Here is a 14,213-nt window from a genome sequence, read left to right on the forward strand (position 1 = left end):
CTATTTATCTTCCTTATTCTCTATAACTTCAACTTTGATCGGAGGTTCCACACGCTCTTTCAATCCCAAAGAATCTACACGTTTGGCAATTTCTGTCTGTGTAGACATTTTCATTAGTTCAGCAGAGAGCGATTTATGATCCCAGCCCAGTTCTTTCACCTCTTTACTCACTTTATCGATACTCCGAATAGTTCGCTCTGCAAAATGACGATTGGAAATATACAATAACATCAGAAAAGCGATAAAGGCTCCAAACGGCAGATACTGCAAAATTTTGTTTAACGAAAGGTCTCCAACGGTAAAAAGCGTTTTAATAAACGCTTCTGTTTGTTCCGCCTTTTCTTCGACAGTTTCTTGTAGTTCCTCCTGAACTTCTTCACTCAATTCTTTCTGTCTTATCGTATTTCTGCTCATCCTCTCGCTCCATTTTTAAGACAAATCCAACTTTTCAGCAATACGCAGTTTCGCACTGCGCGATCTATTATTTACCGCCAACTCATGCGCAGATGCCGTAATTGCTTTACGGCTCAACACATGAAATGGTTTAATTTCATTTCCAAAAAAATCCTTTTCAACCTCTCCTTTAAACTTTCCTTTGGCCATAAAATTTTTGACCAAACGATCCTCCAGAGAGTGATAGGACATCACCGCCAATCGACCTTCAACATGTAGCACATCAACTGTTTGCAATAAAAACTCCTGTAAGGCTTCCAGCTCGCGATTCACTTCTATACGAAGCGCCTGAAACACCTGCGCATGATACTTATGTTCTTTACCTTTCGGAACCATCCGTTGAATCACCTCTTTCAATTCGGCAACAGTCTGGATTGGCTGTGCCAAACGCGCAGTAACAATTGTTTTCGCAAGCGACTTGGCATTCATGATTTCACCATACATCCCAAAAATGCGGTGAAGATCCTCCTCCGAATAAGTCGCCAAAAGCGACTTCGCATCCAAATCACCAACTTGATCCATACGCATATCCAGATCCGCGTCAAAGCGAATAGAAAACCCGCGATCAGCCGCATCAAATTGATGCGAGGAAACCCCTAAATCTGCCAAAATACCATCTACAGAACGTACTCCTTCCAACCGAAGGCTATTCTTTAAAAACCTAAAGTTTTGATGTATCAATGTAAAACGAGGATCGTCAATTGCATTCTCCAATGCATCCGGATCCTGATCAAAAGCAAACAGCTTCCCTTTTGGCCCCAATCTCTTCAAAATCTCCCGAGAATGACCACCACCACCAAAAGTTACATCCACATAGATACCATCTGGCTTAATAGCCAAAGCATCCATGCATTCTTGCAACATTACCGGAACATGATATACATTCTCCATACACTTATAGTCCAAAATTAATATCTCCCATTACCTCTGCCGCCAAAGATGATATATCCTCTACTCCGCCGTCGCCCATCAACTCCTCATACCCTTCTTTTGACCATACCTCAATCTTATTAAACTGACAAGCCAAAACCAATTCCGTGCTTATACCCGCAAATTCCAACAAACTTTTGGGTAACAAAACACGACCCGCAGCATCCAAGGTCAATTCCGTAGCGCCACGCGTAAAAGCACGAACAAACGCCCGCACTTTAGGATCGAATTGATTCAATTTAGCCAGCTTAGCCGTCATCAAATCCCACTCTTCTCTTGGATAAAATACCAGATGTTTCTCAAAACCGCGATTCACCACAAGGCCATCCCGCTCTACATGAGGCATTTGCCTCTTGAGCGCAGCTGGCAACACCATCCTTCCTTTGGCGTCTAGCTTGCATTCGAATTCTCCGATCAACTGAGTCATGTCGTCAATTATCCTATTCTAATTTAAATGTAAAAGTATACACTTTCTCCCACTTTCCCCCACTTTATCACATAAAAAAGTTTTCCACATCGAAAAATAGCTACAACAAACGGAAGACGTCTTTAAATGAAACATACATAAAACCTTATTTACAAGCAGTTAAACCCCAATTTCCCAACAAAACGAGTTATTATACAAGACACGATTTTTCGCTCTTTTTTTTATCAAAATCAGAAATGAATTGTAAAAATTTCCTGTTTAGAAATTTAATTTTACCCCATTTTTATCCAAAAAGGGGACAAAGTGGGAGAACTAAAAAACCGAAACAAAACATGTGGAAGAAAGTGGGAGAACGCTACTCAAATAACCTGAACAGAATTCGTTATTGTCGAGTAAAACCAATAATTTTGCGTCAAATATAATTTTCATAACGATATGCACAGAACACACACTTGTGGAGAATTAACACTAGCTGACTTAGGGAAAACGGTTACCCTAAGTGGATGGGTTCAAAAATCGCGCGATTTGGGCGGTATGACTTTCATCGATGTTAGAGACCGATATGGTATCACACAATTAACGTTCAATGCAGATGATGATGCTTCCTTGCGCGCAAGTGCCCGTGAACTCGGAAGAGAATATGTCATCAAGGTAACCGGAGAAGTTATCGAACGCTCTAATAAAAATGCTAAAATCTCCACTGGAGACATTGAAATCAAGGTTTCAAATCTTGAAATATTAAATGCCGCTAAATTACCACCTTTTACAATAGAAGATGAAACAGATGGTGGTGATGACATCAGAATGAAGTTCAGATACCTGGATTTGCGTCGTAACCCCGTACGTGAAAACCTTATTTTACGCCATAAGACCTCACAAGAGGTACGCCGTTATCTTGACTCTCAAAACTTCCTGGAAGTAGAAACCCCCTATCTGATTAAATCAACTCCAGAAGGAGCACGCGACTTTGTCGTACCTTCCCGTATGAATCCTGGAGAATTTTATGCGTTACCACAATCCCCACAAACCTTCAAACAATTATTGATGGTTTCAGGATTTGATCGCTATTTTCAAATTGTAAAATGTTTTCGTGATGAAGATCTGCGTGCAGACCGTCAACCAGAGTTCACGCAAATAGACTGTGAAATGTCTTTTGTAGAACAGGAAGATGTGTTAAATATCTTTGAAGGACTTGCAAAACATATCTTCAAAACAATCAAAGGTATCGACTTAGGTACTGTTCCGCGTATGACTTACGCAGATGCAATGCGCCTTTACGGATCAGACAAACCAGATATCCGTTTCGGAATGCAGTTTGTTGAACTAAACGAGGTTGCCAAAGGAAAAGGTTTCCCTGTATTTGATGCAGCAGAGTTAGTGGTTGGTATCAATGCGGAAAATTGTGCACATTATACCAGAAAACAACTGGATGCATTGACCGATTTTATCAAACGTCCACAGATTGGTGCAACGGGCTTGGTATATGCGCGCGTGAATGAAGACGGTTCAGTGAAGTCGTCCGTTGATAAATTTTTCACGCCAGAACAACTGTTGGCCATAGCAGAAGCGTTCCACGCGAAACCTGGCGACTTATTGTTAATTATGGCTGGTGGAACAGACAAAGTTCGCAAACAACTCAATGAATTACGCCTTGAAGTTGCGTCTCAACTTGGTTTCCGCAACAAAGAAACCTTTGCTCCACTATGGGTCGTTGATTTCCCACTATTGGAATGGGACGAAGAAAGTGGCCGTTTCCATGCAATGCACCACCCATTCACTTCACCAAAACCGGAAGATATTCCACTTTTAGATACCAATCCCGGAGAAGTAAGGGCAAATGCCTATGACTTTGTTTTAAACGGTGTAGAAGTAGGTGGTGGATCAATCCGTATCCATGACAGAGAGCTTCAATCACTCATGTTCAAACATTTAGGATTCAGTCCCGAAGAAGCAAAAAAACAATTTGGATTCCTGATGGAGGCCTTTACCTTCGGAGCTCCCCCACATGGCGGATTGGCTTTTGGTTTTGACCGACTCGTATCCTTACTGGCAGGTTTAGATTCTATCCGCGACGTCATTGCCTTCCCAAAAAACAACTCGGGAAGAGATGTTATGATTGATGCACCGTCAACCATTCACCAGGAGCAACTGGACGAGCTAAGCTTAAATATTGCGATAAAAGCATAAATTATTTAACTCGATTTTCGAGAAACAATTTATTAACAGTATATTTAAAAGTTGGTAATTTTTACCAACTTTTTTTGTGAAAAATTAGCAGATTAGATGGCAGAGAGTACCGCTAATACGTTTATTAAGGAAAGTGCGCAAAAAGCATTTGACACCAAACACCGCGATATTATCAATTACAATATCGACAAATACAGCACGGCTTTCGAAAAAGGCAAGAGCAAATTTGCGGACCTTGAAAATAGCAAGATAAAAGCGAACCTGATCAAATGGAAAGTCATGGAAAATCTCGATCGCTATTTGTTGCAATTTGAAGCAAACTTCACGGCTCGAGGCGGAAAAGTAATCTGGGCGAATGATGCTACGGAAGCCTTGGACGAAATCTATTCGATCATTGCGCGTAAAAAAGCAAAATCTGTCGTAAAGTCAAAATCAATGGCGACAGAAGAAATCGAGCTTAATCATTTTCTGGCCTCCAAAAATATTGAAGCCATAGAAACTGATCTTGGCGAGTATATCATTCAGCTGCTGGATCAAAAACCTTATCATTTTGTTACGCCGGCCATGCATTTGAGCCTGGACGATATTGCCAAGCTTTTTCACGAGAAATTTGACACACCGCTAGATGCATCTGCGGAGCAACTGACAATGAAGGCCCGTGAATTACTTCGAGATCGCTACCTATCGGCAGAAATTGGGATTACCGGAGCCAATTTCTTAATTGCCGAAACCGGAAGTATAGCAATTACTGAAAATGAAGGAAACGCCCGATTGACATCGACCTTCCCCAAAACACATATTGCCGTCGTTGGAATAGAAAAAATCATTCCCAATGTACAAGATTTAGAAGTCTTTTGGCCACTCCTATCCACACATGGCACGGGCCAAAATCTAACGGTATACAATACACTACTCACTGGGCCGAAACAGCCTTATGAATCAGATGGTCCAGAAGAAATGTATGTCGTACTGCTTGACAATGGCCGCAGCAAGCTCTTAGCGCAAAAAGAACAACGTCAGGGTTTGTACTGCATCCGTTGTGGCGCCTGTCTGAATGTATGTCCAATCTATCAGAACATCGGTGGACATACCTATGAAACGACTTATCAGGGCCCAATTGGATCACTCATATCGCCACATTTGAATGGCATGAAGGAATTTAAACACCTAAGCTACGCTTCCACACTCTGTGGAAAATGTACTGAGGTCTGCCCCGTTGGTATTGACATACAGCGCATGCTTCTCGTCAACAGAAAAGATTCAGTCGATCAGGGTCTGGCAACAAAAACGGAACAGAAAGTATGGCAGTGGTTCACCTATGGGATAATGCGAAGAAAACTAATCGATTTTTTTGGTGGGAAATTCAAAAATTTCTTTCTCAAAAAACTCTTTCACAAAACCTGGGGAGATCAACGGGAGCTACCCAAATTGGCAGACAAATCTTTCTCTAAACAATGGAAAGAACATCAAAAAAATAAAGAATAACAAAAAAGTGGCATTAGACGATCAAACGAATGCCACTTTTTTGGCTTCTTGACGACCCAAAACTACTATCCAGGAAATTACGCCAATCTCGAGGTTATCTGGTATTTCTGTAATATCAACGTAGCGTTCATGACCATCGCTATTTTTCTTGTCGTTCAAAAGCTGAAGATACCCGAATCTAAATGGATAAAACGCCTTTCATCAGCCACGTTTGGTATTTACTTAGCGCATTTTATCCTTGTTCAAGCACTGACAGACATCTTCTTGCCTATTCCTCATCTTCCAGCCACATTGAAAATTTTCTCCATAGCGATTTTAGGTTTTAGCTTAAGTTTTCTGATCACCAAACTGATGGATAGTAATTCAATAACAAGAAGGTTTATCAAATAAGCGCATTCTGATGGAAATATCGAATCATTTTGCAGTCGTGTAACTTTTGAGCCAGACAAAACACGTCGAACAAATCATGAGCTTAGGTATTAAGCATGAGCTTACATAATAAGAAAGAGGGAACCAATGGTTCCCTCCTCTACTAACACTCACCAATATTTAATATGAAAACTATCCTTGTTTAATGTTTATGATGCTTTTACGTCTGCATCATTTGTTTTAGTTACTTCACCTTTTTTAAAGTCTTTTCTTTTTAGCTGTCTGTCTTTCTTCCAATGTTCTTTGTGCATTTTGCGATTTTCAGCGTAGGAATCCTTTAACGTTTTTTGTTGCTCTGGCGTTAACATTCCCATCATTTTTTCATGTTCTGCCACGCGTTGCTTTTTCATTTTTGCGCGATGTTCCTGACGTTCAGCAGCCATTTTTTGATGGTCTTTTGCTTGCTTCAAATTAAAGGCATAGATATCTTTACGCTGTTTATCTGTAAATTTTAATTTTTGATCCATGCGATCAGTTTTCATCTTAGCGACTTCCTCTGGCGTTTTATTTTTAAAACCATCGTGCATTCTTCCCATTTTATGTTTATGCACGGAAGTTTGCATTTCTTTCATTTCTGGTTTAACATCTTTTTTTTCTTGAGCGAAACCGGCTAACATCAATCCAGATAAGGCCAAACTTAACATCAACTTTTTCATGTCTTTATTTTTTATAAAACCAACAATCATTCTTTTTAATAAGTACTCTTTTTCAACTTATTTATCAGTAAGAGTCCTCTTGACTGCCGAAAGTTTAATTGATGATCTGTTAAATAAAGTTAAGAAGCACTTATTGAGACACAGCACTTAAACGGATCGGTAAAGTATACGCTACACGCACTTTAAGTCCATTTTGTACCCCTGGTTTCCATTTTTTCGCTTTCTTCAATAAGTTTATAGCAGCATCTCCTGTACCAAATTTCATATCACGTTTGACAGCAATATCTGTTAGTGATCCATCTTTTTCAACGACAAAAGAAACCTCTATAACACCAGACACCCCTTGATCCAAAGCCTGCTGTGGAAAGTTATAATTCTCTGCAATCCATTTCATAAAGGCTGGCAGTCCCCCTACCGGCGTTGGCATAATTTCTACCGATGTAAATGTATCGTTTGAAGTCTCATCAGTTCCACCTCCAGATATCGAACCAACCCTGGCGCCGGTAATATCACCATCTCTTTTCGAAGAACCAAATTCACCGCGCGCAATATACGTTCCTGATGGACTTGCTTTCAATGTGATCCTTGAAGTCATTGTATTGGGATTTTTCAACTCATCCTGACTCACAAGTTCTTCCGTAACTTGATTTGCTTTGGCCACTTTAATATCAGGCATTCTAACCAGATCAAATTTGGATACATCTTGGGCAACCTGCTGCGGAGCTTTCTCCTGCATCATGACCGGTTCTTCAGGAACCTCTTCTTTCTCCTCTACCTTCTTTTGAATTTCTTCCAGCATGTCGGGCCCAATATCTTGTACTGTATAAATCACGGCCGGAACAGTTTGCTTAAAATATTTATTATATGCATAGGATCCTGAGATCAACAAAACGGCAAAAGAAACAACAATTCCTAAACCGACATTTGTTGCTTTATCAGAGAGATTTCGTAACTCGTAAGCACCATACATTTTGTTACGACCAGCAAAAATAACGTCCAGCCATTCTTTGCGGTAGATATTCAATTTAGAGTTCATCATAACATTAAAGTTTAAATCTTTTCATTATGATGAGCGAAAGCCTTATATTTCACAAAAAAATTCAAAATACTTATGAAGTCACTTTTTTCAGCTATTTTTCTACTTACATTGTATGCTTGTGGTAACAATCAAAATCAATCCAAAACAGCAATCAAGCACGAAAGCAAGGAAAAGACTATTTCGCCATATTTTGGTTTTTTAAACCAACAAAAGGACTCCCTAATCGCTTTACCTATGGACCAAGCGATGGAAGGTCCCGAAAAATACAACTATGTCATTGTGGAAAATCAGGTCAGCCCGCTTGAATTTGTGCAAAATAAAACGGACAATAAAGAGAGTAATGGAAGACAGACCGCGCAGAACTTTGCAAATAGTGAGGGCTCATTATTTAAGATTAGCGATCCAATTAAATCTGGCGAATTTGGTATGCTTGTCAATAAAGCTTTTATAGATCAATACAAAATTGAGAAGTTTACAAAAGTTCAAAAAGAAACATCAGCAGAAATTAAAGAGCAACTTGAAAAAAAATACAACAGAAAGATTAACAAAAGTACGACTGTTGCCATCCTCGGTGATGAGTCCGAGTTTAATCTTACAGTCTTTGAAAATCAACAAGACTCTGCTTTAGCTGTATTTTCCTATGCAAAAGATGAACAGCTGATCAATTTGGATTTTCCGGCTTTATACGATGATATCAGCACTTGGCGTGTTGATGATGGCGGTCAGTTTGACAACGAGGCTTTTCAGATACTGACCGTATTGCGTTCTGCGCAAGGAATTAGTTTTATCAGTATCTTTTGGGGTGCTGAGGGTTATGAACTGAACTTCTACCAGCCGAAGAAAAACTTATTTACCTCTACGGCACAGGCCTATGGGTATAGTTCCCCTTTATAAAATAAAGAATTTTAAGTTTCCCCAGTACAAAAGGAAAGTGCCCGGGGAAACTCAAAATTCCAATAGTTGCTACAGGTGCATTCTAGCCATAGGAGCAACGTCCTGACCGACAAAATCTTTCTTTAGAAATTTATGATAGCCCGCAATGGCAATCATCGCTGCATTATCCGTACAGTATTCAAATTTTGGGATGAAGACCCGCCATTTGTATTTCTCCCCCATTTCAATTAAGCTCTTTCTCAGGCCAGAATTAGCCGAAACGCCGCCTGCAATGGCAATATCCTTTACCCCTGTTTCCTTTGCCGCTTTCTTTAATTTATTCAGCAGGATCGATACAATACGCGATTGCACGCTAGCACATAAGTCGGCCATATTGTGGGTCAGAAAATCCGGGTTCTGCTTCAATTGATCTTGGACCAAATATAATATCGCGGTTTTCAATCCTGAAAAACTGAAATTTAAGCCAGGGATCTGCGGCTCAGGAAGCCGATAGGCAGCCGGGTTACCTTCTTTTGCAAATTTATCGATGAGCGGTCCACCGGGATAAGGAAGATTCAGGATTTTAGCTGTTTTATCAAAAGCCTCTCCTGCCGCGTCATCCAATGTTTCTCCCAAAAGTTCCATTTCAAAATAATCTTTCACCAACACAATTTGCGTATGACCACCCGAAACAGTAAGACATAAAAACGGAAAACTAGGCTTCGGATCCTCAATAAAATGAGCCAGGATATGCGCCTGCATATGGTTTATATCAATTAAAGGGATATTCTGTGCAAGTGCAAATGATTTAGCAAAAGAGGTTCCCACCAAAAGTGCACCTAATAATCCAGGTCCACGCGTAAAACTCACTGCATCTATTTGATTTTTGCTTACTTTTGCTTGGCGAATGGCTTCTTCCACTGTTGGGATAATATTTTGTTGATGAGCACGTGAAGCGAGCTCGGGAATCACGCCACCATATTTTGCGTGGATTGCCTGAGTTGCAATAACATTTGAATGAATTTCACCGTTAATACAGATAGAAGCGGAGGTTTCATCACAAGAGGATTCAATCCCTAAAATAATAGCCATAGCTTGAGGTAGTAAATTTTAATACAAAAGTATCAAAAAAATAATTAAAATAGTGTCAATAGTCCTAGGTAGTATATTCATTATACTGCTTGCATTGACGTTATCCCTACAGTTGAAACCGGTACAAAATTATGTTGCCCAAAAAGCTGTCGACTATTTATCCAACGAACTAAACACCAAAATAAGCCTCAAAAGTATCTATTTCAAACCTTTTAAATCGATTGTAGTAGAAGATTTTCAACTCTATAGTCCAGAGGGAAAAGAAATATTAAAATCAGGAAGGTTAGAAGCCAACGTCAACCTTTCTCAGTTCATTGAACTGAACAAGATTGTGATCAACAAACTGACCATTGAGGATACCCAAGCGACTTTTGAGCAATTTCAGGACAGCTCAAACATCTCATTTTTCATTCGTTATTTTAACCCACCTAAGAAAGAAAAAAAGAAAAGTTCAAAAAAAATAATCTTCGATATAAAGGAACTTGTTATTACGAACAATGCGTTTAACTATGTTAACCATAAACGTAAACATTACAACAAAGTGGTCGATTTTGGAGATTTAGGGATTTCCAAACTTAACGCCCATTTTGATAAGATAAAAATCGATTCTAATCAGATTTCAGCAGATATTAAGACGTTTAATCTTCATGAAAAAAAAGGATTGGTTATTAAAGGCCTTCTTGCACGCACGACAATAAGCAATAAAGCTATTGAACTCAGTGACCTTATGTTGGCAACCAACCGATCTACATTCAAAAACTACATCAAACTTAGCTACAACAGCTTTGACGATTTTTCGGACTTCATCAATAAAGTCCATGTAAAACTTCGGGCGCGGGACTCCCGTATTCACTCCGAGGATATCGCTTTCTTTTCTTCGCCTATGCACCAAGTCAAATTTGACGTCAATATCAAGCGGGCAAATCTAGAAGGAACTGTATCTTCCATCAACGCATCACAGGTCGATTTAACAATCGGAAAAAAAACGAGTTTAGCAGGCAACCTTCAGATCGTCGGTCTACCAGATATCGACAAAACTAAATTTATTGTTCCCAGTATAGCAATTTCTTCTGAGCACAAAGACTTAAATGCAGTTATTACCGATCTCGGCAATCTAAAAAATTTTAAACTCCCTGAAATTGTTCAGATCTTCGACAAATTTTCGTTCAAAGGCAGCCTAAATGGATTATACAATAAATTTAAGACAAAGGGAATTTTCACGACTGCAATCGGTAATATCGAGGCTGATGCCTTATTGGATATCCAGAAGGAAATAAAATACGCGGGAAATTTTCAATCTAAAAAGTTCGATGTAGGTACAATAGCAAAATTAAAAGATCTGGGAGCAACAGGCTTCAATCTACAGGTTGACGGAACAGGTACCGATCCTAAGAAAATGAGCTTAAAGATAAAGGGAGATCTTAGTAATTTCAATTTCAAGAATTACAGCTATCAACATATACAAATTGAAGGAAATACAGAGAAACAGTTGATTCTTGCTTCAGGGCAAATATATGATCCTAATTTAAAACTACAGTTTACCACAGATATCGATTGGTCTGTGAAACCCAACTATCATCTGGACGCTGATATCCAACAAGCGAATCTAAAAAAACTCAACTTCTTTCAGGGCGATTCCATCAACATTATTAACACGAAATTCCACACCAGTTTAATTGGGGACAACATCAATAATATTACCGGTGAATTTAAATCAGATAGTGTCAATTTCACTTCCTCTAAGGGTCAATTCGTCATCCGCAACATCAATTTCCTTGCCGAGGGCGATGAAAATGCACGCTCCCTAACCTTGCAGTCGGCTATCGGACACATCGATCTCAAAGGAAGAATAGACCTCAATACAATTGTTCCTTATTTCAAAGCTTTAGCCATGCGCTACGCTCCCGCAATCGGGTTTGAAAACAACATTTTTAATCGCCAGGACTTTGACCTGAATATTAATATAACTTCTTTTAAGCCGATCGCAACATTCTTTCGAAAGGACATTGCATTAGACAGTGGAGCAACGCTCAATGCAAAATTTGAAAGTGAAAAACAAACGGCTAGTTTTAATTTTTACGCACCCGAATTCAAATACAATGGCATTCGACTAACGCACCTGATTGTCGACCAAAATGCCAATTTGAAGAATATGGAATTGCAGACCTCCATCGATCGCATAAATTTTACCGACAGTACCTATATTAAAAACGTCAATATTTCAAACACCTTGGCAAACGACAGTTTACAATTTAACATCAAAATGTCGGAACTTGAAGCAAGCAATAGTCTGGATCTTAATGGCGTCATACGCTTTGCCCATGCCAAACCTGCCTATATCAATTTCTATCCATCGAATATCTTAATCAACAGAGAGCGATGGCTTGTCAATAATGATGCACAATTGAAAATATCGAAAGGAAAATGGTACTTTGAAAAACTGACACTGAGCCATGACGAACAAAAAGTCCACATCGATGGCATCCTGTCAAACGAAGTCAGTGATCAGATCAATCTCAAATTTCAGGACTTTAATCTAACATCTTTAAATGGTATTACCAAGCCGCATGGCATCAATCTCTCCGGCAACTTAAACGGAAATATTGAAGTTAATTCTGTATTCAAAGCACCCTTTATTGTCGCTAATATAAAAACATCACCTATCCTGTATAACAATATTCCGATCGGCTCATTAGCACTAAGTGCCAACTACGACCCCGAGAATCAACTGGTAAAACTAGACAGCAAGATAGAGGAAGGAAATAAATTAATTCAGTTACAAGGTTCCTATAACCATTTAAGTGAAAACAATAAGCTTAATCTCAAAGCTAAACTCGTAAACACAGATGTGTTTGTTTTCCAGCCATTCTTACGAAGCCTGGTATCCAATATTCAGGGCAAGGTCAATGCAGACCTCGATATCGAAGGCGATATCCTGAACCCCAAAATTACAGGTTCCGGAAAATTGGATAATGCTTCGATGGTCATCAATTACCTCAAAACACCCTACCGACTTTCTGACGAAATTGCGGTTACCAATAACCGAATTTTTCTGACAGGGCTAAAAGTATACGATCCCAAAAACAATGTAGCAACCATTGATGGCGTTGTAGATCTCAACAAATTGAGTGATCCCGATATCGATGTAACTGCAGAAACGAAGAATTTCATGGTATTAAATACCACGGTAAAGGACAATAACGTCTACTACGGAACCGCTTACGCTTCGGGAACCTTCCAGTTTAAAGGACTGACGTCGGCCATGAACATCAATATACGTGCTAAATCCGAAGAAAATACTGTTATCAATATCCCTTTCAATAGCGCCAGTACGATCTCAGATACCGACTTTATCTACTTTATTGAGAAGGATTCGACCAAAATGAAGAAAAACACAAAAAAACGAGATTTCAACGGTCTGACGATGAATATGGACCTCTTGATAAACCCGAATGCCGAAATAAATCTATTCTCCAGTATGGGCGAATTATCAGGAAGAGGAAACAGCAATCTCAATATGCGGATATCTTCATTGGGAGATTTTGAAATGTTTGGGGATTTTATCATCAACAGTGGAAAATTCAATTTCACTGCCCAAGATTACATCAACAAGATTTTTGATCTCAAAGAGGGCGGTACCGTACGATGGGCAGGAAACCCAACCGAAGCGAATATTAATATCAATGCCATCTACCAACAAAGAACAAGCTTAGCGCCTTTGTACAATGCCGCAGGTCGGGAAGAAAACCCCGAGCGTGTATTGGCACAGGCCGACATGATCCTAAAAGGGCAGTTAAGTCAGCCGGAAATCACGTTTGATATCAACTTTCCACAAAACCCCGGGGTTAAAGATGAACTACAAGGATACTTTTCAGATGCCAACAATGTCAATCAACAAGCGCTTAGCCTAATCGTGAGACGTAGTTTTACACCTGGTACACAAACAGACTTCGGTAAAGAAGTAAACAATACCTTGTTATCTGCGGGAACTGAAATAGCGTTCAACCAGATCAACAACATCATAGCCCAATCGCTTAACATCAATTTCTTTGATATTAATATCAAATCCTTAAATGATGCCTCCGCCTCACTTCGCCTGTTCAACGACAGGCTTGTTTTGACAGGCGGTATCTCCGACCGTAGAAGTCAGGCTCTAACGGATTTGAATGTATTTTCAGATCGGGTCTCAACCGATGCTGAGGCTATGTTTTATTTAAGAAAAGACGGCCGTTTGGTACTACGTGCTTCCAATCGCCTAAATACACGCAACTTTCTTCTTAGCCCCAACGACGGCGAGTATATAAGTGCTTTCGGATTACTTTATCGGCAGGAATTTAACAGCTTCTCAGAATTCTTGAAAAGGCTATTCCCTTTTGGCAAGAAGACGATTACGACAGCTCCTACTGAAACAAAGAAAAGCAAGGTTAATTAACCTTTCCGAATAACCCCTTTGCTATTTCAACAGGTCTCTTCCAATTCCAGCAGACCTCTTTCAGCTCACTCAAGCTGAGCTCGTTCAACGCAAGCGGACCATTTTAATTCCAGAAGACCCCATCCAACTCAAGCAGACCTCTTTCAAGTCAAGCTGAGCTCGTTCAACTCCAGCAGACCTCTTTCAACTCCAGCAGCCCAACTCCTATCC

General features: G+C 39.7%; 11 protein-coding genes. 5 read left to right on the top strand and 6 right to left on the bottom strand.

What is annotated here, in order from left to right; genetic code table 11:
* From OK025_RS02455 to mraZ, 3 genes are read right to left on the bottom strand one after another with little or no spacing between them, the layout of a single operon-like run.
* Nucleotides 1-414, bottom strand: a complete 414-nt coding sequence (locus OK025_RS02455; RefSeq protein ID WP_075991280.1) for an FtsL-like putative cell division protein — start codon at nt 412-414, stop codon at nt 1-3.
* A 15-nt stretch (nt 415-429) separates the two neighbouring features.
* The gene (gene rsmH, locus OK025_RS02460; protein ID WP_317668204.1) at nt 430-1,344 is read right to left on the bottom strand and encodes a 16S rRNA (cytosine(1402)-N(4))-methyltransferase RsmH; all 915 of its coding nucleotides are present in this window, start codon (nt 1,342-1,344) and stop codon (nt 430-432) included.
* Between the two features lie 4 nt (nt 1,345-1,348).
* Nucleotides 1,349-1,810, bottom strand: coding sequence for a division/cell wall cluster transcriptional repressor MraZ (gene mraZ / locus OK025_RS02465; protein ID WP_070564930.1), 462 nt, complete (start codon nt 1,808-1,810; stop codon nt 1,349-1,351).
* A 435-nt stretch (nt 1,811-2,245) separates the two neighbouring features.
* Here mraZ and aspS point away from each other — a divergent pair, with 435 nt between their 5' ends.
* The 3 genes from aspS to OK025_RS02480 all read left to right on the top strand — a co-directional run bounded on the left by aspS (nt 2,246) and on the right by OK025_RS02480 (nt 5,872).
* Nucleotides 2,246-3,997 carry an aspartate--tRNA ligase gene (gene aspS, locus OK025_RS02470; RefSeq protein ID WP_317668205.1) on the top strand — a complete coding sequence of 584 codons (1,752 nt, stop codon included), beginning with the start codon at nt 2,246-2,248 and terminating at the stop codon, nt 3,995-3,997.
* Between the two features lie 96 nt (nt 3,998-4,093).
* Nucleotides 4,094-5,482, top strand: coding sequence for a LutB/LldF family L-lactate oxidation iron-sulfur protein (locus tag OK025_RS02475; RefSeq protein ID WP_317668206.1), 1,389 nt, complete (start codon nt 4,094-4,096; stop codon nt 5,480-5,482).
* A 48-nt stretch (nt 5,483-5,530) separates the two neighbouring features.
* Entirely contained in the window at nt 5,531-5,872 is a 342-nt protein-coding gene (locus OK025_RS02480; protein ID WP_317668207.1) for an acyltransferase family protein, read from the top strand.
* Between the two features lie 188 nt (nt 5,873-6,060).
* Here OK025_RS02480 and OK025_RS02485 read toward each other — a convergent pair whose 3' ends face one another.
* The gene (locus tag OK025_RS02485; RefSeq protein ID WP_317668208.1) at nt 6,061-6,567 is read right to left on the bottom strand and encodes a hypothetical protein; all 507 of its coding nucleotides are present in this window, start codon (nt 6,565-6,567) and stop codon (nt 6,061-6,063) included.
* Between the two features lie 130 nt (nt 6,568-6,697).
* Nucleotides 6,698-7,606, bottom strand: coding sequence for an energy transducer TonB (locus OK025_RS02490; RefSeq protein WP_317668209.1), 909 nt, complete (start codon nt 7,604-7,606; stop codon nt 6,698-6,700).
* Between the two features lie 72 nt (nt 7,607-7,678).
* Between OK025_RS02490 and OK025_RS02495 the strand changes: the two genes are divergently transcribed.
* Complete coding sequence (locus OK025_RS02495) at nt 7,679-8,500, top strand: hypothetical protein (RefSeq protein ID WP_317668210.1); 822 nt, start codon at nt 7,679-7,681, stop codon at nt 8,498-8,500.
* Nucleotides 8,501-8,569: 69 nt separating this feature from the next.
* Here OK025_RS02495 and tsaD read toward each other — a convergent pair whose 3' ends face one another.
* Nucleotides 8,570-9,571 carry a tRNA (adenosine(37)-N6)-threonylcarbamoyltransferase complex transferase subunit TsaD gene (tsaD, locus tag OK025_RS02500; protein WP_317668211.1) on the bottom strand — a complete coding sequence of 334 codons (1,002 nt, stop codon included), beginning with the start codon at nt 9,569-9,571 and terminating at the stop codon, nt 8,570-8,572.
* A 52-nt stretch (nt 9,572-9,623) separates the two neighbouring features.
* Between tsaD and OK025_RS02505 the strand changes: the two genes are divergently transcribed.
* Nucleotides 9,624-14,003: a translocation/assembly module TamB domain-containing protein gene (locus OK025_RS02505; RefSeq protein WP_317668212.1), complete on the top strand. Its 4,380-nt coding sequence runs from the start codon at nt 9,624-9,626 to the stop codon at nt 14,001-14,003.
* Nucleotides 14,004-14,213 lie beyond the last annotated feature (210 nt).

Origin of the sequence: Sphingobacterium sp. UGAL515B_05 (genome assembly GCF_033097525.1) — a bacterium.
Classification (GTDB): Bacteria; Bacteroidota; Bacteroidia; order Sphingobacteriales; family Sphingobacteriaceae; genus Sphingobacterium.

Excerpts from the sequence above, each read along its gene's own strand:
- OK025_RS02455 (WP_075991280.1), bottom strand. The coding sequence starts at position 414 with ATGAGCAGAAATACGATAAGACAGAAAGAATTGAGTGAAGAAGTTCAG.
- rsmH (WP_317668204.1), bottom strand. The coding sequence starts at position 1,344 with ATGGAGAATGTATATCATGTTCCGGTAATGTTGCAAGAATGCATGGAT.
- mraZ (WP_070564930.1), bottom strand. The coding sequence starts at position 1,810 with ATGACTCAGTTGATCGGAGAATTCGAATGCAAGCTAGACGCCAAAGGA.
- aspS (WP_317668205.1), top strand. The coding sequence starts at position 2,246 with ATGCACAGAACACACACTTGTGGAGAATTAACACTAGCTGACTTAGGG.
- OK025_RS02475 (WP_317668206.1), top strand. The coding sequence starts at position 4,094 with ATGGCAGAGAGTACCGCTAATACGTTTATTAAGGAAAGTGCGCAAAAA.
- OK025_RS02485 (WP_317668208.1), bottom strand. The coding sequence starts at position 6,567 with ATGAAAAAGTTGATGTTAAGTTTGGCCTTATCTGGATTGATGTTAGCC.
- OK025_RS02490 (WP_317668209.1), bottom strand. The coding sequence starts at position 7,606 with ATGATGAACTCTAAATTGAATATCTACCGCAAAGAATGGCTGGACGTT.
- OK025_RS02495 (WP_317668210.1), top strand. The coding sequence starts at position 7,679 with ATGAAGTCACTTTTTTCAGCTATTTTTCTACTTACATTGTATGCTTGT.
- tsaD (WP_317668211.1), bottom strand. The coding sequence starts at position 9,571 with ATGGCTATTATTTTAGGGATTGAATCCTCTTGTGATGAAACCTCCGCT.